General features: G+C 59.4%; 23 protein-coding genes. 15 read left to right on the top strand and 8 right to left on the bottom strand.

Annotated features, from left to right (window positions below; all coding sequences use genetic code 11):
- Nucleotides 1-4 precede the first annotated feature (4 nt).
- The 4 genes from H8K11_02780 to pyk are packed head-to-tail and all read right to left on the bottom strand — an operon-like array spanning nt 5 to nt 4,239.
- Nucleotides 5-1,576, bottom strand: coding sequence for an insulinase family protein (locus tag H8K11_02780; GenBank protein ID MCS6262657.1), 1,572 nt, complete (start codon nt 1,574-1,576; stop codon nt 5-7).
- Nucleotides 1,573-2,223: an HAD-IA family hydrolase gene (locus H8K11_02775; GenBank protein MCS6262656.1), complete on the bottom strand. Its 651-nt coding sequence runs from the start codon at nt 2,221-2,223 to the stop codon at nt 1,573-1,575. The genes H8K11_02780 and H8K11_02775 overlap by 4 nt, the downstream gene beginning before the upstream one ends.
- Complete coding sequence (locus H8K11_02770) at nt 2,220-2,783, bottom strand: hypothetical protein (protein ID MCS6262655.1); 564 nt, start codon at nt 2,781-2,783, stop codon at nt 2,220-2,222. The genes H8K11_02775 and H8K11_02770 overlap by 4 nt, the downstream gene beginning before the upstream one ends.
- A 4-nt stretch (nt 2,784-2,787) precedes the next feature.
- Entirely contained in the window at nt 2,788-4,239 is a 1,452-nt protein-coding gene (gene pyk, locus H8K11_02765; protein MCS6262654.1) for a pyruvate kinase, read from the bottom strand.
- A gap of 209 nt (nt 4,240-4,448) precedes the next feature.
- Between pyk and H8K11_02760 the strand changes: the two genes are divergently transcribed.
- The 4 genes from H8K11_02760 (at nt 4,449) to H8K11_02745 (ending at nt 8,517) form a co-directional block, all read left to right on the top strand.
- Nucleotides 4,449-6,788: a 6-phosphofructokinase gene (locus tag H8K11_02760; protein MCS6262653.1), complete on the top strand. Its 2,340-nt coding sequence runs from the start codon at nt 4,449-4,451 to the stop codon at nt 6,786-6,788.
- Nucleotides 6,789-7,068: 280 nt separating this feature from the next.
- Nucleotides 7,069-7,530 carry a hypothetical protein gene (locus H8K11_02755; GenBank protein ID MCS6262652.1) on the top strand — a complete coding sequence of 154 codons (462 nt, stop codon included), beginning with the start codon at nt 7,069-7,071 and terminating at the stop codon, nt 7,528-7,530.
- 6 nt (nt 7,531-7,536) lie between these two features.
- Nucleotides 7,537-8,073, top strand: coding sequence for a barstar family protein (locus H8K11_02750; protein ID MCS6262651.1), 537 nt, complete (start codon nt 7,537-7,539; stop codon nt 8,071-8,073).
- Nucleotides 8,074-8,109: 36 nt separating this feature from the next.
- On the top strand, nt 8,110-8,517 hold the full coding sequence (locus tag H8K11_02745; protein MCS6262650.1) for a DUF937 domain-containing protein: 408 nt from the start codon (nt 8,110-8,112) through the stop codon (nt 8,515-8,517).
- Between the two features lie 52 nt (nt 8,518-8,569).
- On the opposite strand, the gene H8K11_02740 is transcribed toward H8K11_02745, so the two are convergent.
- Complete coding sequence (locus tag H8K11_02740; GenBank protein MCS6262649.1) at nt 8,570-8,815, bottom strand: hypothetical protein; 246 nt, start codon at nt 8,813-8,815, stop codon at nt 8,570-8,572.
- 245 nt (nt 8,816-9,060) lie between these two features.
- Nucleotides 9,061-9,291, bottom strand: a complete 231-nt coding sequence (locus tag H8K11_02735; protein MCS6262648.1) for a hypothetical protein — start codon at nt 9,289-9,291, stop codon at nt 9,061-9,063.
- A 263-nt stretch (nt 9,292-9,554) separates the two neighbouring features.
- On the opposite strand from H8K11_02735, the gene hemL reads away from it, so the two are divergent.
- Nucleotides 9,555-10,838: a glutamate-1-semialdehyde 2,1-aminomutase gene (gene hemL, locus H8K11_02730; GenBank protein ID MCS6262647.1), complete on the top strand. Its 1,284-nt coding sequence runs from the start codon at nt 9,555-9,557 to the stop codon at nt 10,836-10,838.
- Nucleotides 10,839-11,105: 267 nt separating this feature from the next.
- On the opposite strand, the gene H8K11_02725 is transcribed toward hemL, so the two are convergent.
- Entirely contained in the window at nt 11,106-11,339 is a 234-nt protein-coding gene (locus H8K11_02725) for a hypothetical protein (GenBank protein MCS6262646.1), read from the bottom strand.
- A gap of 244 nt (nt 11,340-11,583) precedes the next feature.
- Between H8K11_02725 and H8K11_02720 the strand changes: the two genes are divergently transcribed.
- The 8 genes from H8K11_02720 to H8K11_02685 all read left to right on the top strand — a co-directional run bounded on the left by H8K11_02720 (nt 11,584) and on the right by H8K11_02685 (nt 16,972).
- A complete protein-coding gene (locus tag H8K11_02720) occupies nt 11,584-12,213 on the top strand; it encodes a thermonuclease family protein (GenBank protein MCS6262645.1) in 630 nt (209 codons plus the stop codon).
- Nucleotides 12,214-12,414: 201 nt separating this feature from the next.
- Nucleotides 12,415-12,693 (top strand): BrnT family toxin, encoded by a 279-nt coding sequence (locus H8K11_02715; protein ID MCS6262644.1) that lies wholly within the window; start codon nt 12,415-12,417, stop codon nt 12,691-12,693.
- Nucleotides 12,694-13,020, top strand: coding sequence for a hypothetical protein (locus tag H8K11_02710; protein MCS6262643.1), 327 nt, complete (start codon nt 12,694-12,696; stop codon nt 13,018-13,020).
- 85 nt (nt 13,021-13,105) lie between these two features.
- The gene (locus tag H8K11_02705; protein MCS6262642.1) at nt 13,106-13,882 is read left to right on the top strand and encodes an HNH endonuclease; all 777 of its coding nucleotides are present in this window, start codon (nt 13,106-13,108) and stop codon (nt 13,880-13,882) included.
- 194 nt (nt 13,883-14,076) lie between these two features.
- Entirely contained in the window at nt 14,077-14,619 is a 543-nt protein-coding gene (locus H8K11_02700; GenBank protein ID MCS6262641.1) for a GNAT family N-acetyltransferase, read from the top strand.
- 216 nt (nt 14,620-14,835) lie between these two features.
- A complete protein-coding gene (locus H8K11_02695; GenBank protein ID MCS6262640.1) occupies nt 14,836-15,240 on the top strand; it encodes an META domain-containing protein in 405 nt (134 codons plus the stop codon).
- 253 nt (nt 15,241-15,493) lie between these two features.
- Complete coding sequence (locus tag H8K11_02690; protein MCS6262639.1) at nt 15,494-16,084, top strand: hypothetical protein; 591 nt, start codon at nt 15,494-15,496, stop codon at nt 16,082-16,084.
- A gap of 207 nt (nt 16,085-16,291) precedes the next feature.
- A complete protein-coding gene (locus tag H8K11_02685; GenBank protein MCS6262638.1) occupies nt 16,292-16,972 on the top strand; it encodes an N-acetylmuramoyl-L-alanine amidase in 681 nt (226 codons plus the stop codon).
- Between the two features lie 126 nt (nt 16,973-17,098).
- Here the strand turns inward: H8K11_02685 and H8K11_02680 are convergent, their stop codons facing one another.
- On the bottom strand, nt 17,099-17,509 hold the full coding sequence (locus H8K11_02680) for a hypothetical protein (GenBank protein MCS6262637.1): 411 nt from the start codon (nt 17,507-17,509) through the stop codon (nt 17,099-17,101).
- 317 nt (nt 17,510-17,826) lie between these two features.
- On the opposite strand from H8K11_02680, the gene H8K11_02675 reads away from it, so the two are divergent.
- Nucleotides 17,827-18,582 carry an acetylglucosamine-6-sulfatase gene (locus H8K11_02675; GenBank protein MCS6262636.1) on the top strand — a complete coding sequence of 252 codons (756 nt, stop codon included), beginning with the start codon at nt 17,827-17,829 and terminating at the stop codon, nt 18,580-18,582.
- A gap of 263 nt (nt 18,583-18,845) precedes the next feature.
- Nucleotides 18,846-20,084 carry a hypothetical protein gene (locus H8K11_02670; protein MCS6262635.1) on the top strand — a complete coding sequence of 413 codons (1,239 nt, stop codon included), beginning with the start codon at nt 18,846-18,848 and terminating at the stop codon, nt 20,082-20,084.
- Nucleotides 20,085-20,143: the final 59 nt, after the last annotated feature.

Below are 20,143 nucleotides of genomic sequence, written 5' to 3'. Positions count from 1 at the left end.
CAGGTCATCGGGCCACCTCACCCGCAGCCGCCATTTTCTTGTCTTGCGCCTTCTTGACCAGGACACCGACCGTCCGGTTCGGCTTCGTCAAATACTGGGCAGCCACCCGCTGTACATCGGCAGGGGTCACCGCCGCGATCCGGTCGCGCGCGTTCAGCACATACCGCCAGGTACCGGCCACAGTCTGATAAAAGGCCAACTGTGAGGCGAGGCCGCTGTTCGAACGCAGGGATCGCACCAGATCCGCATCGAGTCCATTGAGCACCCGCTCGAACTCCTTGGCCGAGATCGGCTCGGTCTTCAGCCGATCGAGTTCCTCGTAAATCGCCGTTTCCACTTCCGCCACGCTGTGGGGCGCGAGCGGGGTCGCCGCAATCACGAAGAGGTTCGGGGCGCGGACGCCGGGATAATTCGTATCGGACAACACCGAAGCCGCCAACCGTTTGTCGCGTACGAGCGTACTGTACAACCGGGAGGTCACGCCTTCCGTCAGCACTTCGTCGATCACATCGAAGACGAAATCATCGGGATGGCCGATGGTGGGCTTGTGGTAGCCGATCGCCAGGGCGGGCTCGGCATCGAATTCGATTTCGACGCGCCGCTCACCGCGTTGCGGCGGCTCCTCCGTCACCAGGGACGGAATGGGAGGCGCGGCCGGAATTTTTCCGAAGGTCTGCTCGATCAACGCAATGACTTCTTTCGGATTGATGTCCCCGACAATCGCCACCGTTGCATTGTTCGGCCCGTAATACGTCTTGAAAAACGCCTCTGTCGCCGCCGGCGTGAGGGACAGGATGTCCGAACCCCAGCCGATGGTCGGTACCCCGTATTGATGCGCCTGGAACGCCGTGGAAGTGAACGTTTCATAGAGCAGGCCGTTCGGGCTGTCGTCGGTGCGGAGCCGCCGCTCCTCCATCACCACGCCCCGCTCCTTATAAAATTCGCGCAAGACGGGATGCGCCATGCGGTCCGACTCCAGCGCCGCCCAGAGCGGCAGCCGGTTGGCCGGCAAACTGATGACGTAGCGGGTGATGTCTTTGCCGGTCGACGCATTGAGACCGACGCCGCCGTGACGCTGATAGAGCAACGCCATTTCATTGCCCACCACATATTCGCCCGCCTTCTCCTGCAGTTCTTTGAAGCGGCGCTGTAGCTGCTGGACCGTCTCGGAGGGAACCGGCGATTTGCCTTCCGCCTGCGCGCGGGCCGCTTCTTCACGTTCACGCCGGTCAAGCTCGGTGCCGACCATGGCCAAATCGTCCAGGACGGCTTGTTCCCGCTCGTAATCCCGCGTGCCGACCGTCCGGGTGCCCTTGAACGCCATATGTTCGTACAGATGCGCCAGGCCGGTCTGGCCGACCTGCTCATTCACACCGCCGACTCCGAACGTCATGTTGACGCTGACAATCGGGGCCTGGTGCCGTTCTACCATCAAGACGGTCATCCCGTTGGCAAGCTTGTGCTCGATGACCCGGTCAGCCAGGCTCGGGGACCCGGCCTGACCCGGCGCGGCTGCCGCAAGCACTCCGGCCAGGATAAGCGCACCCATTGTTCTCGCCCCTGTGATGCTCATCATATGAAAAGCTCCATCAGTTCCTCCGGTCGTTCAATAAACCAATCGGGCTCACAGGCGGCCATCTTCTGACGGTTGCCCATGCCATACCCCACCGCACAGACCCGGATGCCTGCATTGTGACCGCCGTTGATGTCGTTGGTGCTGTCGCCGACCAGCACCGTACGGTCCTTCTCGACTCCGAGTTGTTCCATCACATGCACCAGCATACCGGGCTCGGGCTTGAGACCGAACCCGTTGTCGCCGCCGACCACATAGACAAAGTGTTGCGGGCCGAGGCCCTTCAAAATCACGTTGGTATATTCGATCGCCTTATTAGTCGCCACGGCCTTGGGCTTGGCGGAGAAATGGGTGAGGACCTGGTCGATCCCCGGATAAAACGAGGTGCGATCCAGGCAATGTTCCAGATAATGTCCGCGAAAGACCCGGAGCGCTTCATCGAACAAGTCCTTGTTGCCTTCGCCGACTGCCAGCCGCAAGAGCTTCTTCACGCCGTCGCCGACGAATCCGAAAATTTCCTCCTGCGGGCGCTCCGGCACACCAAGATCGCGCAACGTCAAATTGACGCTGTCGGCGATATCCCATTTCGACTCGATCAACGTGCCGTCGAGGTCGAAAATCAGCAAATCGATTTCAGCCTTCTTCGTCATTCTCGTGCCTTTCGCAACTCGGCCTGCAAGGCCGCCAACGACTCATGGCGCACTCCGTCCTTCTCTTCCAGCATGGCCTGCCGGACCACATTCAGCATCCGCTTCTGGCCGACATGGGGCGGGAGAATCGGCTCCATGATTTTCCATCGTGCCCCCTGCACCTTCACGCGGACACGCACCTGCTCCGTGCCCGGTTCCGGCACGAAGCCGGCCGTATCCAAGTACATGACCCCCAACACATGAAACTCCACCGGAACCAATACCTCCAACCTGTTCACAATCTCCCACTGGCGAAAATCATCCGGCACCGAAAAGCCGTTTATGACGATGACTTTGCCCCAGGCCGGCTCTTCCTTCCAATCCACGAGGCCCGCCACCGCCTCGAAGGAACCGGCATCGAGCCGCACCCCTTTGTTGTCGAGAGCAAAGTATTTCTCCACCACCTTCGCCGGAGAATGGGACACCGCATTGGTTTGAGCCAAGCCCTGAGTCACAGAGACCGGCAGCAGAAGCACCGCCGCGATGAACGTGACGAACAGGCTGCGCCGTGGACTGTTCATACGACTACGCCACCTCATGCAATTTCATCAGATTCGTCCCGCCCGGTTGCCCGATTCTGGTGCCGGACAAAATGACGATACGTTGCCCGCTCCGTGCCAGTCCCTCAGCCTTCAAGCGCCGCTCAGCCTCGTTGACCCGCTCATCGGTCGTCGGAATCTGCGGCACGGTGTGGGGAAGCACTCCCCAATACAACGCCATCTGCCGGCGGACCTTCTCGAACGGCGTCAACGCGATGATCGGCGCAACCGGACGTTGCTTGGAAACCAGCCGGGCCGTGGTCCCCCGTTCACTGAAGGCGACGATCGCACTCGCACCGATCGTCGCGGCCGCCGAGTAGGCCGAGAGCGAGATGGCTTCTGGAATAGAGTCCTGCCCCTGCTCGCCCTGCGAACGACGAACAAAACAGGGCCCCGTTTCGACTTCGGCCGCCCGTATGATCCGATCCATCACCTGCACGACTTCCACCGGGTAGTGGCCGACGGCCGTTTCCGCGGAGAGCATCACGGCATCGGTGCCATCGAACACGGCATTGGCCACATCCGAGGCTTCCGCCCTGGTCGGCCGCAGATGTTGCGTCATGGACTCGAGCATCTGCGTCGCGGTAATCACCAGCCGTCGCCGGCGATTCGCCGTCGCGATGATGCGCTTCTGCAGCACCGGCACGGCTTCCGGGCCGAGCTCAACGCCCAAATCTCCGCGCGCCACCATGACCCCGTCGGCGTGAACGAGAATGGCCTCCAGGTCCGTGACGGCCTCCTGCCGCTCGATCTTGGCGATCACCGGCACGTCGCCGCCACATTCGGCAATCAATTGCTTGGCGGCCATGATGTCCTGCGCTCCACGGACAAAGGATAACGCGATATAGTCCACGCCCTGCGCCACGCCGAAACGCAAATCTTCCCGGTCTTTCTCCGTCAGGGTCGGAGCGCTCACGACCGTGCCGGGCAGATTCATGCCCTTGTGGGACGTCACGCGACCACCGGCGACGACGGTACATTCTACCGCGCCATCCACAATACGATCCGCCGTCAATTCCACCAAGCCGTCATCGATGAGTATTTTGGCCCCGGGCCGAATGTCCCTGGTCAGCGCCTGATAGGTGACAGGGATATCCTGCACCGGACCCGCGGCGAGCACCGTCCTGGCACCGATCTGCCCGCCGGATCGCAAGGACATCGTCCTCAGCCGAACTCGCTGACCAACGCTGAGCTCCAGCGTGCCGTCGATTTCGCCGACGCGAATGCGCGGCCCTTGCAGGTCCTGAATGATCGCAATGGCCACCCCGTGGCGCTCGGCCGTGTCGCGAATCGTCTTGATCGCCCGCCCATGCGAGTCGTGCGTGCCGTGGGAGAAGTTCAAACGGGCTGCATCCATACCGCTTCGAATGAGCTGCTCGAGCACAACAGCGGCATCGCTCGCCGGACCGATGGTGCAGACGATTTTCGCTTTTCGCATGGCGCTGTGCTTCTGTCTTGACAAGATCGGCCCGGCACACCATCTTGTACGTGAACGGTGAGGCTCGAATGCATCCGTGATTCGGTCGGCAACGGGTCATTCTAACAAACCCGTCACCATGCCGCAAAAGAACATCCACTTACTTTTCAGAGATCCACCATGGTCAGCCTCATTAAAATTCACTTACGAACCGGCACGCGAGGCCACGCATGAGCGCTTCGGACAGCCAGTCAACCGATCAGTTGGACTTTGTCACGCTGCAAGGCTTGCTGGCCTACGGTGAGGCCCTCGCGCAACGCTCATCGAGCGACAGGTTCGTGCTGCCGCTTCCCCCGCCGCCTGCTGCCGACCGGCTCTCCCGCGCCGAAGAGGCGACCGGCCGGATCAGAACCTTCATCCAGCATGCGCAGGCCGGTCTGCCCAACGCCGAGGCCTATCGCACGGCACGCCAGGCCGTCATAACCGACGCGTGCGGAGGCGACCCGCTGGTCTTCTTCGCCGCATGGAACCTGCTTCTCGCACGCGGCGAACTCGCCCCATTGTATCGCGCGCCGATCGGCGCCACGCAGAAGCCAGCGCATCGCCGTCCGGTCGCCATCGTGCCGCGCACTCAATTGACCCCACAGTTGGCCGAGGGCCGTATTGTCCTGGATCTGGGCGATGACCGGTTCTGGCTTCTTCCCCGCGACCTCGGCGACCGCACGCTCTTTCTCACGATGCGCCATGGCGTCTCGGAGGTCGAGAGCAAGACGCATCGAGTGGGCCGGCGGCTGGCCAATGTCCTGGATGCCGAACGCGGGATACCCAGGGCGGACGCCGTCGGCGCGGCACTGGCGCGCATGGTGGGCGTGGTCGGACAACAATTAGGTTACCTGCAGTTGCGCAACTATCTGGATCCGCGCACGTTCCTTCACCTCATCAGCCATAGTCCGAACACGGAACAACTCTGCCGGCGTATCACCACAGCGTTGATTCCCGAGCGTGCAGATGCCGTCCATCCCCATGTCGAGGCCACGTTGGAGTCGCAGGATTTCGGCTGGGTCACCGGCATGGAAAAACAGGCGGAGCTCGACACGGCCGCGCAGGCCTTCGGCGTCGATGCCAAGACCGCCAAGCGGCTCATCAAGCACCCGTTTTATAGTTACCCGGGCGGGCATTCGTTCTTCGACCTCTATATCGATGTGATCGACGGCCTGCACCGGCTGGGCCGTGCCCATCCCGGAGAAGTGCTCTGCCTCTATACCCACAGTTCGACCCTGCGCGCGCTGCGTATCTATCTGGACCCGCGTCCGTTCCGCGAAGCGTTTTCCGAATTCGGCGAATACAAGGAGGGACAGGACAATGTCGTCCTCCTCACGCTGGAGAACGGCAAACTCTCCGGCTACTCCACGGCCGTCGGCCTGATTGAAAGTGAACGGGTCGCCCGAGAAGCCTGGGTGACGGTCGAGCGGGAGCGGAGCCAGCGCATCACACTCAAGCCTCAACGCATCAAGCGCCTCCTGGCACTCGTGTCGGGCGGGGATTTCGGCGGCGGCGGGGCAGCGTTGAAAGAATTACGCGTGACCGGAAACCGCTTCGGCCTGGAGGTCTTTTTCGTCCGGCACGGTTTCCTCGGATTGGCGAATAACTGGATCGATCCCGTCACGGAAGAAGACACACGCGGCATGGGCAGCCATGCCAGCAGCCCCATCGGCAGCAGCCGTTTCGAAGATTTCAAAGACGAAGAGGTCCAACGCGCCGCCATGCGGTCTCTTGCGCCCTATCTCGCAGACTCGGCACTCGTGGTGCTGGGAGGCGACGGCAGCCTGCGGGGCGCCCGGGCGATTCACGAGACCTACGGGGTACAGGTCGTCGGCATTCCCGGCACCATCGACAATAACATCGCCGGCACCACTTCCCTGGGGTTTCATTCGGCCATCGCGCTGGCAAATCAATCCATTGAATCCCTCAAGGCGACCAGCGCCGCCATGGGCAGCATCTTTTTCGTGGAGGTCATGGGCGCCGGGTCCGGTCACCTGGCCCTGGCCTGCGCCTACCAGGCCCGAGCAGAGGGAATCCTCGTAAACGAGCACCCCGACCCCGATGCCTACATTGAAGAGATCGTCCTGGGCACCTTGAAACGTACCCTGGGTGTGCCCAACAAGAGCCACATCTTTGTCGTGGCGGAGCGAACTCCCCACCGGCACCACCGGGAGGGCGGAGTCCATGGGCTGGTCGACTATGTGGCCAACACCATCGCTACCTGGCCGCAACGTCGGGAGAAGTCCGGCCACTACGCATTGGCCACGGCCACGAAGGCGACGATCCTGGGGCATACGCTCAGGGGCGCCCCCCCGACACCGGAAGATAAAATGATCGCGCAGCATCTCGCCTATGAAACCGTCCGCCGGCTGGTCGAACAACCGGACACGATCGTCGGCTGTATGGTGGCGTACCACGATTCCAACCGGCTGGAAACGATTCCCCTCCATGCCGTCGCGCCTAAACCGTTTGACTGGGAGTTATTTACCCGCATGCACGGGACGGAGTTGGCCCCCGACAGGGTCTAGCCCGGATGATTCATGAAAGCCGTTGCGAGACGGGCGAGACCGAAGCCCGCCGGGGCTTCTCGCGGGGCGCACGGCGCGATGAATAAATCGCGCCACGTCTGTGCGCGCCGGCGAGTTGGTGAGCCGGCCGGTTCTTGATACCGCCATCCATAGCAGTCCGGCGAGGAGGCCGAACGAGAACAGCCCCGCCGGACGAGAGGATCGGACGGCGTAGCACGTTGACCCCTCCCATGTGACATGTTAGGGTCGTTCCTGTTGATGCCACCGGTTGCGAATCATGATGTTCATTCGACGCATCACACGGCTTCTTCTCTGGCTCTGCGCCACAGTCGCTCTCTCTCTGGGCGTCTCCTTCGCGGCAGCACCGGGCCAGACACTCCTCGATGCGCCGAGCCCGATCCTCTCACCGGTTCCTGATCAGACGCCGCAGGCGCAGAACGGGTCGGTGCGCGCCGGACCCCGGACCACCACGCGCAGCGACCAAACATCCATCCCACTCTCCGCGCGAGAGACGCTGAGCGCCATTGAGACGCGACACGGCGAGCCGCCGCCGGGATACATCGGTGGACGCACCTTTCAGAATCGTGAACGCGTACTGCCGCGCGGGCGCTATCGCGAGTACGATGTGCACCCCAAGGTGCCGGGAAGGAATCGAGGCGCTGAACGGATCGTCATCGATCAACGCACCGGCAAGGCCTATTACACCGCCGACCACTACCGGACATTTGTTCCGATGAATTGAGGAGACATGTCGCTCATTGCCCTCCAATCGATCAAGAAGCCCTGGGCGCATCTCCTGGTGCATGCCGAAGGAGAGGCGCTCGATAAAATTCTCTCCGTCCCCGCACACTTCGTCACCAAAACCATCGCCGGCAAGAAATGTAAAACGAAAGCAGGCCTGCTGGATGAATTCAGCCGGGTCTTCTCGTTTCCGGACTACTTCGGCCACAACTGGGATGCCCTCGAAGAATGTCTGGCCGACTTGGACTGGCTTCCCGCCAAGGGTTACCTCGTGGTGGTGACCGATGCGGATCAAGTGCTCACGAAGCCCGACGAAGAAGACGACTTTGAAACCTTCGTTGAGATCTTGAGCGAAGCCGGTGAAGCCTGGAGCCTGAAAGAATCCGACGACGCGACGGGGGACGGCCTGCCGTTTCACGCCGTGCTGGCCGTCTCCGATCGCCATAAACGGAGCCGCCACAATTGGTTCGCGCCGCCGTTGGCCATGGAACGCAAACCACCGAAGTCCGGACCGGCCAAGGGCGCAAAAAAACCCGCGCGGTAGACAATCGACCCAATCCATTTACGCCAGGAGGTTACGATGGGACTTCTCGATCAACTCGGACAGGCGGCAGCCGGCATGATGGGGGGCGGCGATAAGAGCCCCCTGATGCAAGCCGTGCTCGGACTCCTCGGACAGAATAGTTCCGTCGGCGGGCTGAGTGGACTCGTGCAGGCGTTTCAGAAGAACGGCCTGGGAGATATCGTGAATTCCTGGGTCAGTACGGGAAAGAACCTGCCGATTTCTGCGGAACAGATCCAGCAGGGCTTAGGCGGCGACCTTCTGAAGCAACTGGCGTCTCAGGCGGGCTTGAGCTCGGAAGCAACCGGGGGCCAGCTGGCCAACCTGCTTCCCGAGCTCATCGATAAGCTGACGCCGGACGGCAAGATGCCGGACAGCACATTGATTGAACAGGGATTAAATCTCTTGCGAGGAAAACTCGGGTAGGACTCGATTCCCGGCACTCATTCCAGAGTGCCGGGTGACCTTCGGTTCAGGGCTAGCAAAGGGACCACAGCCGCCCCATCGCCCGTTGTGCCCACCGCGTCAGTCCCCAGGAGAGGTCGTGCATGCGTGAAAGCATCCAGACTCTCGGTGTGACGATTTTCCCCACACTCGCGCTGAGCGAGGTGAAATGGTCCCCACAGAGCCCATGCGTTTCACTGGGATCCTCCAACGGGAATTTCTCCCGCAGAAACGCCGGCTTCCCGTCTCGTACACACCAGGCACAAAGCACTTTCACCACGTCACTCCATTCGTTGCGATGCGGCCATCCACGTTGGGGGCGCAAGAGTCGCACCAGCGGGGATCGGCCAACAAGTGTTCAATGTTTTCAGTAGGATCGTTCGCGGAAACCGATCAGGCTTAGTCCCTTGAGGCCGTCAACATGGTGGCATTCCGGCAGTAATTGACATTTTTTGTCGTTCCGGGCGGGAAAGTTTCAAGGCCGGTGTCAATGCACAGGCAAGCCCCGGGCAACCTCCGATGAATTCAGTCATAGCAGGCCACAGCGGTCAACGCACTTCGACGGATGACAACAGACTCATGGCGCGGCAGCGAGCCTTCATCATATCCGGGAACCAGCGGGTCCCGGCCGACGGCCATTTGCTCCAGGTGGTCGGAGCAGATTCCGTGGGTCTCGCGCAGATCGGCCAACGGAGCCTTTTCCCGGACCAACCCTGATCGGCCTTCACTCTGACACCAGGAACAGATCACTTTCATCGTATTCTCCTACACAGTGGTACCCAATACTCAGCAAGACCTGCGCCATATGGGCGGCGGTCTCTAACTCATTGTTTCTTTGTGCTAACATTGCCCTAGACCGCTACGAATCCTCGCGAGTGTATCTATTCGGATAACCGACTGTATCGAATCGGAGAGGAGTTGGAGCACCGTGGCAACTCTCGAAGACTGTCCACAATTGACCGTTTTTATTTTCCCGTGGTAGGTTGGCGCCCCAACTCACGGCTCGATGAAAGAGGCCCATGAAAACACAACGATCGGAACAACTCTTCGCTGACGCGCAACTCATCATTCCCGGCGGGGTGAACAGCCCGGTTCGGGCTTTTCGCTCTGTGGGCGGGCAGCCTCGTTTCATCGCACGCGCCAAAGGCTCACGACTCTACGACGTCGATGGGAACAGCTACATCGACTACGTCCTGTCCTGGGGACCCATGATCCTCGGCCATGCGCCGACCACCGTCACCAAGGCGATTCAACAGGCCGCCGGAAATGGTACCAGCTATGGCGCGCCGACTGAGTTGGAGATTCAACTGGCCACGATGATTCGCGAGGCCCTGCCGTCCATGGAGTTGGTGCGTCTGGTGAGTTCAGGCACCGAAGCGGTCATGAGCGCCATTCGCGTCGCTCGCGCCTACACAAAACGCGACGGCATCCTGAAATTCGAAGGGTGTTATCACGGCCACAGCGACTACCTACTGGCCAAGGCAGGGTCAGGCCTCACGACACTCGGTATTCCCGACTGCCCCGGTGTGCCGGAAGACTTCACCAAGCACACGTTGACCGCGCCCTATAACGACCTGGCCACCACGGAAAAGCTGATCAAGAAACATTACCGCCAGCTCGCCTGCGTCATTGTCGAGCCGATCGCCGGGAACATGGGCGTGATTCCGCCCTCGCCGGAATTCCTGCACGGACTCCGCAAACTGACCGATGCCCACGGCATGTTGCTGGTGTTCGACGAGGTCATCTCGGGATTCCGCGTGCAATACGGCGGCGCGCAAACGCTGTACGACATCAAGCCTGATCTGACGATCCTGGGGAAAATTATCGGTGGAGGACTTCCGGTAGGCGCCTACGGCGGCGCGAAGGACATCATGAAGATGATTGCCCCGTCCGGACCGGTTTATCAGGCAGGCACGTTGTCAGGAAATCCGCTGGCCGTCACGGCCGGCATCGAAACGCTGAAGCGCCTCAAGAAACCCGGCACCTACGAACAGCTCGAACAACGGTCGGTGGCCCTGTCTGAGGGATTGGGAAATGCCGCACGAAAAGCTGGGATTGCTCTCACGCAAACCCGCGTCAGTTCGATGATGTGCGCGTTCTTCACCCAGGGGCCGGTCACGGATTGGGCGTCAGCCAAGAAAGCCGACACGAAGGCCTACGCGAAGTTCTTTCACCAGATGCTGGACTCCGGAATCTACCTGGCCCCGTCACAGTTCGAGGCCGCGTTCATGTCGGTGGCCCATACGCCCAAAGACATCGACCGCACGATCAGCGCCGCCCAAGCCGCGTTCAAGAACCTCTGACCAGGCATGGAGCGCCGGGCGTTGCCCGGCGCTCGTGAAGCGTCGTTCGCGAATCCTGCATTTCGTATCGAAACCGATACGAAATGCATCCATTCAGATACAGATCGCGATTCATTCCCATCGAATTCACCGCACGACGTCAGGATGCTCAAAACGGTTTCCCCAGCAAGGCCGCAGCGAACAAGGCCCCGAGGCGTACGCTTGCGATACCGTTGAGGGGCCGAGCGATGCGAGAACGATGCTGGGGACCGTTTTCAGCATCCTGAGCTATTCGTCGTCGTCCTCGTCATCCATCTCCAACGCTTCCTGCCGCTTCTGTTCTTCCATCGCGTTGTGCAGGAGCATGCGGACAAACATCGAATAGAGCGAGCCTTTTTCCAACGTCCCGCCGGGAGGAATCGCAATCTTGCCTTCCTTGATCATGCGATCCATCCAAGCCTTCTGATCCGGAGCGATCAAGATCGGCACCTCGACCAGCCCCACTTTTCCAAACATATCCATGAGCGGCTCTCCTGTAGTAGTTCGTGCGGCCTTACCGATTAAGAGCACATAGCGTATGGCTTATGGTACGAGCTGAGGGAACCCCATAGTCCCAACTATTCGCTGTTGGCCATTAGCCATACGCTCTTCAACGGAAGGCATTTGAGCACGCGGTTTTTCGGCTTGTCAACCGCAGCCATCAATGATCGGCGCATGGCACAGAGCGTGCTTCGTCCGACCCCGAACATTCGGAGGACGTCTTTCTATGCTGCACAGAAACGAACGTGTTTCCCGCCTGCTCAGCCGGTTCACGCTGCTATTCTTAGTCGCCTCACCCGCCCCGCCAGGCGTCGCTGCCGTGGAAGAAAGCCGTTCCACGCTGCACACCTATACGCCTGCCGCCGCCAACGACCCCGGGCCATTCCACTGCCACGATTGTTGGGGGCTGAAACCGGAGGACCGTCAACCGCTACCTCAACATCAGACACCACGGTATCGGCGTGGGCACCATGAACGGGGACCGCGCCCGCATAAGAATCCCTTCGCAAAGAAGTCTCGCTTTCACAGCAAGGGACTCCGTTCCCTTCCCCGTCACACGCTGTCGGTGGGAAGTTTCGAGCGGACGGTGGAGCCCTGGCAAGTCCGCACCATCGATGGCGATACGATTCGCTACGGAACAGATCGCATCCGCATTCGCGGGTACAACGCGCCAGAATTGTCGGAAGCAGGCGGGCGAGAAGCTGCCCTTCGGCTGGAGCAACTGATGCAAGAAGGAATCATCAACATCGTCCCCCACGGCCGCGATGTCTACGGTCGCACCTTGGCCGATGTCTTCGTCAACGGGCAGAACGTGGCCGAGGTGATGACGGGGGAGGGGTTCGGAAGGAGGGGGTAATGGAAGCGTGAAGCGCTGAAATACGACATCCGAAACTCGTCAACCGTCAATGGTCATGTGTGAACAAGCCACCTTCTCATCACTTCGAATCTGCAGGCATCAAGCTGTAATGAACCAGAGGCCTAACCAATAGTTAGGCAGCCCTATGATCGAGGGTCTCACGATGATGACAGAAGGCACACATTCGGATAGACTGCACGCATGAAACCATTTCGATGGAACCACGAGAAGAATGAACAGCTGAAAGCTGAACGGAATATATCCTTCGAGGAAATCGTGCTTGCCATTGAAGCCGACGGATTGCTCGACATCATAGTGCACTCCAACCCAGGCAAATATCCTCAGCAACGAATGTTTGTGGTAACGATCGAGCAATATGCCTACTTGGTTCCATTTGTAGAAGAGACTGAGTACTACTTCCTTAAAACGGTGATTCCGAATAGAAAAGCGACCCGTGATTACTTGAAAGGTGGTGTGTAAATGAAACCGCGCAGACAATCATATGAAGAACGAATTTCTGAAGACTATGAGAAAGGCCACTTTAAGTCCATGGCCCCATCGAAGGCTGAGCTGAAACACTTCAAAGAAGCGGCCCGGGCTACCTTCATCAAGAACCGGAGGGTCAATGTGCGATTGTCCTCCCCCGACCTGATGGATATTCAAACCCGTGCGGCCGAGGAAGGCGTGCCTTACCAAACACTTATTGCCAGTGTGTTACACAAGTTCGTGACAGGTCGGTTCACAGAAAAATCATCACGTCTAACAACTCGTTCAAGCGAGCGCGCAAAGCGGCAGCGCACCGCGTAGCTCTGCGTTACGCGGCGAGGAGAACAAAAGGGACCTGACCCATTATTCTGACCAGCCCAACGGTTAGGCCCCAAAGGAGAGCGCCATGGAGTTCGTCAAGATCTACAGCACGGCGGTCCAAAATGCTGCGCGAACGCTAGACAAACGAGTTGCCATCGCCCCTCTCCTGGCAAGAATCAAATCTGACAGCGTCAAAGCCTCCCTCGCACTCATTCAAAACCACGGGGAGGTCAACTTCTGGGATTTCGGTGTTCGCGCCACGCCGCAGCTCTCGCCCGATGACTCAGTAAAAATCATCTGCGGCACAACCTGCTATTCTGGCCGCGTCATTCGCATAATCAATGATCCCTCCGGAGAGCTCGGCGACCAGCTTGGCTGGACCAGACAGTTCAAAGCGCCCTGGAAAAATGTCTGTGCCTTATCCATCAACTCATCCACTCCCATCAGCACGGCTGGGATCAAGACAATTACCGATAACGCTCAGCAAACCGCAGATAGCTTTTACGCACCACTGCAACCAATCCGAAAACCAGAAGCATTAATTGAAGGCAGCATCATCGAGCTGACCCTATCAACCTATGAGAGGGACCCTGCTGCCCGCAAGGCGTGCCTCAATCATTACGACACGCGATGCCAAGCATGTGATTTAGACTTTGGCGAGACATATGGCGATCTCGGGCAGGGCTTTATCCATGTGCATCACATCACACCACTGTCCAAACTTCGCGAAGCGCATGTTGTTGATCCAATTAAAGACCTTATTCCTGTTTGTCCAAACTGCCATGCAATGTTGCACATCAATCAAGGTGAACCCTTGTCTGTAGAGCAGCTTCGCGACATATTGGTCCGCAATAGGACCTAATAATTCATTCATGCCGACGCCACTTCGCTGCGCAGCATAATTCAGGCGTTCTGCAATCAAGAAACGCGATTAGTGCGCCAGCGACAGTGTCATGCCGGGCGATCACACATATCTTTGAAGTGCTGTCTCTTAACGCTCGTTCGCTTCGCCTAGTCTACACTCGTATGGTCTAATTTAATCGTGAGCGCTTCGCCATGCTCTCCTCCAATGAACTTCCCACTCCCCGCCTGCTACTCCGACAGTGGCAACCATCCGACCTTGAGCCATTCGCTCTGATGAGTTCCGACGCCGATGTCATGCGCTATTATCCGGCGCCTTGGTCCAGGGAGCAGAGCGACGTGTTTGCCCAGCGGGTGATGCGATTGATCGACGAACGAGGGTGGGGTTTCTGGGCGATTGAAGAACGGGCCTCGCGGCAATTTATCGGCTTCGTCGGCTTACATATCCCATCCCACGAACTGCCGTTCTCTCCCTGCGTGGAAGTGGGATGGCGCCTAGCCAAACCATACTGGGGTCTGGGCTATGCCACGGAGGCTGCGCAATCAGCCATCTCGTTCGGCTTTCAACAACTTCATCTGAAAGAACTCGTGGCATTCACCGCCATCACCAACCTGAAATCGCGGGCTGTGATGGAGCGCCTCGGCATGCAGTTCGACTCCGAGTTCGACCATCCTCAGGTGCCCGTCGAATCCAGGCTGCGTCGACATGTGCTGTATCGTCTTCGCTCGCCGGGATAAGCGTGCCATTCTCGTGGGTTTCGAGTATTGCCGTTCATCTGCTTTGAATTGATCTCACCCAGTCGCATGATCCAGACTCTTGCCTTGGTTCTGACAATTGACTGGAATTCATCGTAGAATTCGCCGCGAGTCTCAACCGGATATGTCATTATGAAATGCCGACAGGAGGACCAACCATTGCGAATGCCCTTGCTTCATCTTTACTTCACGATGTGCATGGCATTGATGTTGACGGCCTGCATCACCTCCCCTTCGCCGGAAGAAATGAACAAGCGCGCCGAAAACAATCGATGGGAGCTGTCGCATTGGGGTAATCGTTCGGTTCCCTATGGCGACGACGGAGCACCCGTGATCCTCTCGTTTAAGGATGGGAGAGTGTCGGGCCATGCGGGGTGCAATCGTTACAGTGCGGCCATTGTCTTCGGACCCCACAGGGGCGAGCTGAAGGTCTCCCACGGCATCACCACTCGCATGGCCTGCGAGCCCCGGCACATGGAGTTTGAAACATCGTTTATCCGGGCGTTTGAAGCCTCGACCCGGTACCGCCTGGACGGCGAAAGCTTGTCGTTTGAGAGCGACATCGCTCCGCCGTTGGAGTTTTACCGCCGTCCCCTGGACTGATCAGAAACTTTCGACCTCTCTTGCCGATCCGGACCCGAATCGATTCACTCTCTCACCTCTTTTTTCCGACGCCGTATCCCTTTCGATACGACAGGGTATCGCTTCTGATACCGATCCGCATACCCCGCACAGCTCTTTCCACTTTGCGGCTTCGCTCACCCCGCTCAGAATCGGCATCCCTCAATGCGGCGCTTTCTCATCACACCCCGGCATCGGTTTTGCTCATTAAGAGTAGCGACTGGAGCTTCACATCATGGCACCTGTGACAGTCAACGCTCTCCTCACTCCTGGCTTCCCCGTCGCAGTTCTGTTCGGCGGCAACCATCTCCCGTCTCCTGCGACCGGGCGCACTGCCGCGATCCGTCAGCCGATCGGTAGGACGCAAGACACACCCGAGCCGATGAACCGGCGCTGGTCCCGATATACAACAATCGCCGTTGCGGAATACCGGAACTGGCTCACGTTCGTAGGCCACTGGGCAGAGGAGAAGCACCTGACCCTCGACTTACTATTTCCGTTCGCACATGGAGGAGCACTCGCAGGCAGTCTCTGGTGGGTCTGGACGACGTTGGGGCACCCGTTCCACCCCGCATGGATCGCAGCGCCACTTGCGATGATACTGACGGCCGACTGGACGGAACACCTCATTCAACTGGTGCAGCTCCGCCATTACCTCCCCTCGACTGAGGGTCGTATTCAGAGCCTGTGGGTCCCGATTTCCAACTGTGCGACGATCATCAAGCTGTGGCTCACCTTCGGCTTCTACGTCAGCCTGGCCGGACTCGTGGTCAGAATGATACTCACGCTCTCAGATCGTCAGTTGGTGACCGACACCTCCGAATGATGAAGCCGCGACACGTGATCGGACTCCTTACAGTTCGCTCCGTTTATGCTATACGCATGGCAAAGCCGTCTCGTGAAGAGATCCGCGGCACATGAACGGAGGAGTCAGTCCCATTTGCTCTCGCTCGTCACCTCCTCGCGCTGAAGCTGCGCAAGGGCTGAGTCTCGGTGGCAGGCGACGCAAGGACCGTCCAACGGAGGAACCACCATGCCCAATCCCGCCACCTATCAATTCAACCTGCCGCAACGAGGGCGCCCGTCGGATGTGATGCTCAACGAAGTCTGGTATCCCGGCATTCAAGCCTATTGGGAAACCAGCACGTCGAGCCGCATCTTTGACGCCATCTTAGGCATCAAAGCGCTGGTTATTCATGCGACCGCCGGTTCGAGTTCGGCCGGTGCCATCTCGGTGATGAAGGAAGGCAAGGCGTCGTTTCACTGGTTGCTGCCGGATGAAGATGAACCGCAGCATGGGGAACTGGTCTGGGCCTGTGCCCCGGAGGCCAGGGCTGCCTGGCACGTGAGGAATTCCTGTTCGCACCCGAACATCAACGACGGTGCCGACAAGGCCAACCACTGGTCGCTCGGGATCGAGGTAGTCAACCGTCAGGCAGGCAGCGATCGATTTTCCGATTGGCAGATCGAAGCCACCGCGCAGATCGTGCGCTATTGCTGGGCCAAATACCCCAACCTGAAACATGTCGTCTCGCACGCAAAGCTGGACCCGACGCGGCGTAGCGATCCAGGCACGGCCTTTCCTTGGGCGCGCCTCAAGACACTCGTCCTTACGCCGGATGCAGAAGATGGGGTTCCGTCCGTCGCGTTGGACGCGCAACCGGCCTCCTCCATAAAATCGACAACCGGCCACGAGGGCTGTTGCCACGGATGACAGGCATTCGAACCCATGTGGTCCGAATCCAGGCTCGCAATCGTGACGACACATTCGGCAGATACCGGAGCGCGGCCGCGGTTGCCGCATGGCACCGGGCCACGCATCCTTCCGGCTCATTCCGGCCTACTGCGTCACACCCGGGATCTGCCCGTACGGCGTATAACAGACGCAGGGCAACCCACCGTCCACGGGCTGTGCCAAACGGCAGGTCCCGACTTGCGTCGCGCAGGTCGCTGCTTGTCTCGGGCCGCCTCGAAATGAACGCGCCTGTTCTGAATGTGTCGCAGCGACCGGTGTCGCCGGATTTCCTCCCTGGCGCGTTTTCACCAGTTCACTCCGCACCGCCTCCGACATGACCTGTACCGCTTCATCATGAATCTTATACGTGACGCAAAGGCGATTGATTTCGTCCACCCCGAAACCCTTTTCCTTCATGCCGATCATGTCCTGGCTGCTGCAGGTGTGCTGGGCGACACAGCCGGTGAAGAGTACCAGGATACCGATGGAGCCCAACATGGTGTACAGGCGTTTCATGGTTGATCCTCCTTTCGGAGCGTTCCTCGCGGGATGATTTCCGCGATCGGCTTCATCCGCTCACTTTCATTGTCTTCCCTTCATTCAGAGGAGCAAGGAACAGGCCAAGAGCGCATATTTGTACGTATTCCATCGAAGTCGTTGAAACAAGGTCATTCGAATCTCGCGGCTGGACACGCCCCTGTATCCCATCCGATATACCTGCGAATCGGCCTTCGCCATGCCACCCTCCATGTTACTCCGACTCAACCTCTTTTCGGCTCGCAGATCCCCTTGACGCTGCCTAGACGAATCATCGAAAGTTGTATCACTACTTCGTGAGAACCCCGATGAACCAACGGTGCCTCCCTGCTCTATGCTGTCTTGCCTTGTGGCTTGGGTCCGTTCTGTCGCTCCTGGATTCCACGCTCACCGCCGCAGACCACATCAAAGCGGCGATGCCCACCCCTCAAACTCAATCCTGGTGGTCTGCGCGGCATGCGCGCGCCGTGGCCCGCATTCAGCAAGGACCTGTCGATCTGTTGTTCATCGGAGATTCCATCACGCAGGGCTGGGAGGAGGATGGGCGCCGGGTCTGGGATACCTTTTACGGGCGCCGTCGGGCGGTGAACCTGGGATTTAACAGCGATCAGACCGACAACGTCCTTTGGCGGCTCCAACATGGCGAAATCGACGGCATCACTCCCAAACTGGCGATCGTGATGATCGGAACGAATAACGCGACCAGGCGCGAGGATCCCCCTGAAGAGACCGCGGCCGGAATCCAGGCGATTCTGGCTACGTTACGCGCTCGCTTGCCGCAAACCAAAATCTTGTTATTGGCGGTGTTTCCCAGAGGCCAGTCCGCCAACGACCAACTACGTCGCGTGAATCAGGCCGTCAACGAACGATTGCGGCCCTTCGCCGACCAGCGCCACGTGTTTTTCCTCGACCTGGGCCCGCGTTTTCTCGACAAGGCAGGACGACTCTCCGAGGATGTCATGCCGGACGCCTTGCACCCCAATGAACGCGGGTACCGCCTATGGGCCGAAGGCATGGAAGACCTGGTTAAGAGCCTCCTGGAGGAATCCTGAGGGTGCCGCTCTAACGGGGCTGCGAACTATCCCGTCCCTCACGTCTCTCTAGTCGCAAGAGCGCTGTTTCTCCCGGCAGATCTGCGACCGGCGTCGACCCACCCATGCAAAACTTTACGCTTTGCTTGGCAAGTCGGATCTCTTCCTCAATACTAAGTCACGGCATCGGTCGCTCACTGACCGGGCCCGAAACTCTTTCCCTCCCGCTTCCGCCCCAGGGCGGTCATGACTTGGATGAACATCGCAACAATCGGAGTCTCTGCATGAAGTCTCGTCTGACCGCAGCCCTGATCGGCGTGACGCTCACACTGGCCGGGTTACTGGCCCTTGAAGGGGTATCGCGAGCCCTGCTCACGGCACAAGCCGATCTGACCCCGGAGCAGCCGGACTGGTATCGATACACGCCGGAGTTGGGTTGGGAACGTCGCCCGCACTTCAAGGGGCTCGTTGCCGGAGAACTGCACCGACATGATCCGGCGCGATACCTGCGTGAATTCGATGCGCAGGGCTTCTTCGCCGTCGATACGGCACAGATCGGTGAGAAGACCCGTACGCGTATCCTTGCGATCGGCGACTCCAATACCTTCGGCTGGGGTGTGCCGACCCGTAATGCGTACCCGGAAGTGCTGGACGATCTGCGCCCGGATGCCGACGTGATCAACCTGGGCGTAAGCGGGTACAGTTCTTTCCAGGGCTATACGGCACTGCTCACATATTTCGACCGCGTCCGCCCGGATGTCGTCATCGCCTCGTTCAGTTTCAACGATCGTCGAGTGGTGCCCTCGGAAGCGGCCACCGACAGCCACGAAAAATTCGAGCGGGAGGCACTGCTGCATCGGATGGACTTCAGAGAGAAGATCTATCTGTACCGAGGCCTCCAGCACCTGCTGATCAGATTACACCTCATGAAACGAAGCGGCGACGGCAGCACGACCGTTGACGCAAGAACAGCGCCGACCCGGGTCTCGCCAGAGCAGTATCGGCAGAATCTTGAGCGCATCGCACGATTCTGCCAGGAACGGCACGTGCCGCTGGTCTTCGTTGCATTTCAGGATAATCCGGCTCACTCCGAACATCTGCGGGCAGGCATCGCCCACCTGAATGCCGGACGGCAGGCACAGGCCGAAGCGGAACTGCGGATTGCCGTGAACATGGACAACTGGTTCTCCGATCTCGCCAGGAAATACCTCGCCGTAGTCCTGGAGCAACGCGGGGCGATAGAAGAAGCGACGATGACGGCGAGCCTCACCCTTCCGGCCTGGAAACTGACGCACGGCGGGAAACCGCTCCGCCTCGACAGCGAGTATAACGACATCGTGAGAGCGGTCGCCCGCCGGCATGGCGCGATCGTGGTCGAAGCCGGTCAGGTCCTCGCCCAGGACGCGAGTCTCTACCTCGACCTCGCCCATCCGGATGAACGCGGCCACCGCATCGTGGCGACGCTGGTGAATACTGCCCTCGACAGTCTGCTCCACCCGCCCCAAGTCGCAGCCCAGCCTTGAGTCAATGGCCCCGGTTGATGGACGCAACGTCCGAACGGCGGTGAGAACTCACACTCGTT

The sequence above is a fragment of the Nitrospira sp. genome (assembly GCA_024998565.1).
Taxonomy (GTDB): domain Bacteria; phylum Nitrospirota; class Nitrospiria; order Nitrospirales; family Nitrospiraceae; genus Nitrospira_A.
This window is presented reverse-complemented; position numbering and strand designations above follow the sequence as displayed.

Bases quoted from the DNA above. Each gene is read 5' to 3' on its own strand.
- H8K11_02705 (MCS6262642.1), top strand. From the start codon at position 13,106: ATGGAGTTCGTCAAGATCTACAGCACGGCGGTCCAAAATGCTGCGCGA.
- H8K11_02710 (MCS6262643.1), top strand. From the start codon at position 12,694: ATGAAACCGCGCAGACAATCATATGAAGAACGAATTTCTGAAGACTAT.
- H8K11_02760 (MCS6262653.1), top strand. From the start codon at position 4,449: ATGAGCGCTTCGGACAGCCAGTCAACCGATCAGTTGGACTTTGTCACG.
- pyk (MCS6262654.1), bottom strand. From the start codon at position 4,239: ATGCGAAAAGCGAAAATCGTCTGCACCATCGGTCCGGCGAGCGATGCC.
- H8K11_02670 (MCS6262635.1), top strand. From the start codon at position 18,846: ATGAAGTCTCGTCTGACCGCAGCCCTGATCGGCGTGACGCTCACACTG.
- H8K11_02685 (MCS6262638.1), top strand. From the start codon at position 16,292: ATGCCCAATCCCGCCACCTATCAATTCAACCTGCCGCAACGAGGGCGC.
- H8K11_02745 (MCS6262650.1), top strand. From the start codon at position 8,110: ATGGGACTTCTCGATCAACTCGGACAGGCGGCAGCCGGCATGATGGGG.
- H8K11_02750 (MCS6262651.1), top strand. From the start codon at position 7,537: ATGTCGCTCATTGCCCTCCAATCGATCAAGAAGCCCTGGGCGCATCTC.
- H8K11_02775 (MCS6262656.1), bottom strand. From the start codon at position 2,223: ATGACGAAGAAGGCTGAAATCGATTTGCTGATTTTCGACCTCGACGGC.
- H8K11_02770 (MCS6262655.1), bottom strand. From the start codon at position 2,783: ATGAACAGTCCACGGCGCAGCCTGTTCGTCACGTTCATCGCGGCGGTG.
- H8K11_02680 (MCS6262637.1), bottom strand. From the start codon at position 17,509: ATGAAACGCCTGTACACCATGTTGGGCTCCATCGGTATCCTGGTACTC.
- H8K11_02780 (MCS6262657.1), bottom strand. From the start codon at position 1,576: ATGATGAGCATCACAGGGGCGAGAACAATGGGTGCGCTTATCCTGGCC.
- H8K11_02755 (MCS6262652.1), top strand. From the start codon at position 7,069: ATGTTCATTCGACGCATCACACGGCTTCTTCTCTGGCTCTGCGCCACA.
- H8K11_02695 (MCS6262640.1), top strand. From the start codon at position 14,836: ATGGCATTGATGTTGACGGCCTGCATCACCTCCCCTTCGCCGGAAGAA.
- hemL (MCS6262647.1), top strand. From the start codon at position 9,555: ATGAAAACACAACGATCGGAACAACTCTTCGCTGACGCGCAACTCATC.
- H8K11_02690 (MCS6262639.1), top strand. From the start codon at position 15,494: ATGGCACCTGTGACAGTCAACGCTCTCCTCACTCCTGGCTTCCCCGTC.
- H8K11_02700 (MCS6262641.1), top strand. From the start codon at position 14,077: ATGCTCTCCTCCAATGAACTTCCCACTCCCCGCCTGCTACTCCGACAG.
- H8K11_02725 (MCS6262646.1), bottom strand. From the start codon at position 11,339: ATGGATATGTTTGGAAAAGTGGGGCTGGTCGAGGTGCCGATCTTGATC.
- H8K11_02735 (MCS6262648.1), bottom strand. From the start codon at position 9,291: ATGAAAGTGATCTGTTCCTGGTGTCAGAGTGAAGGCCGATCAGGGTTG.
- H8K11_02715 (MCS6262644.1), top strand. From the start codon at position 12,415: ATGAAACCATTTCGATGGAACCACGAGAAGAATGAACAGCTGAAAGCT.
- H8K11_02720 (MCS6262645.1), top strand. From the start codon at position 11,584: ATGCTGCACAGAAACGAACGTGTTTCCCGCCTGCTCAGCCGGTTCACG.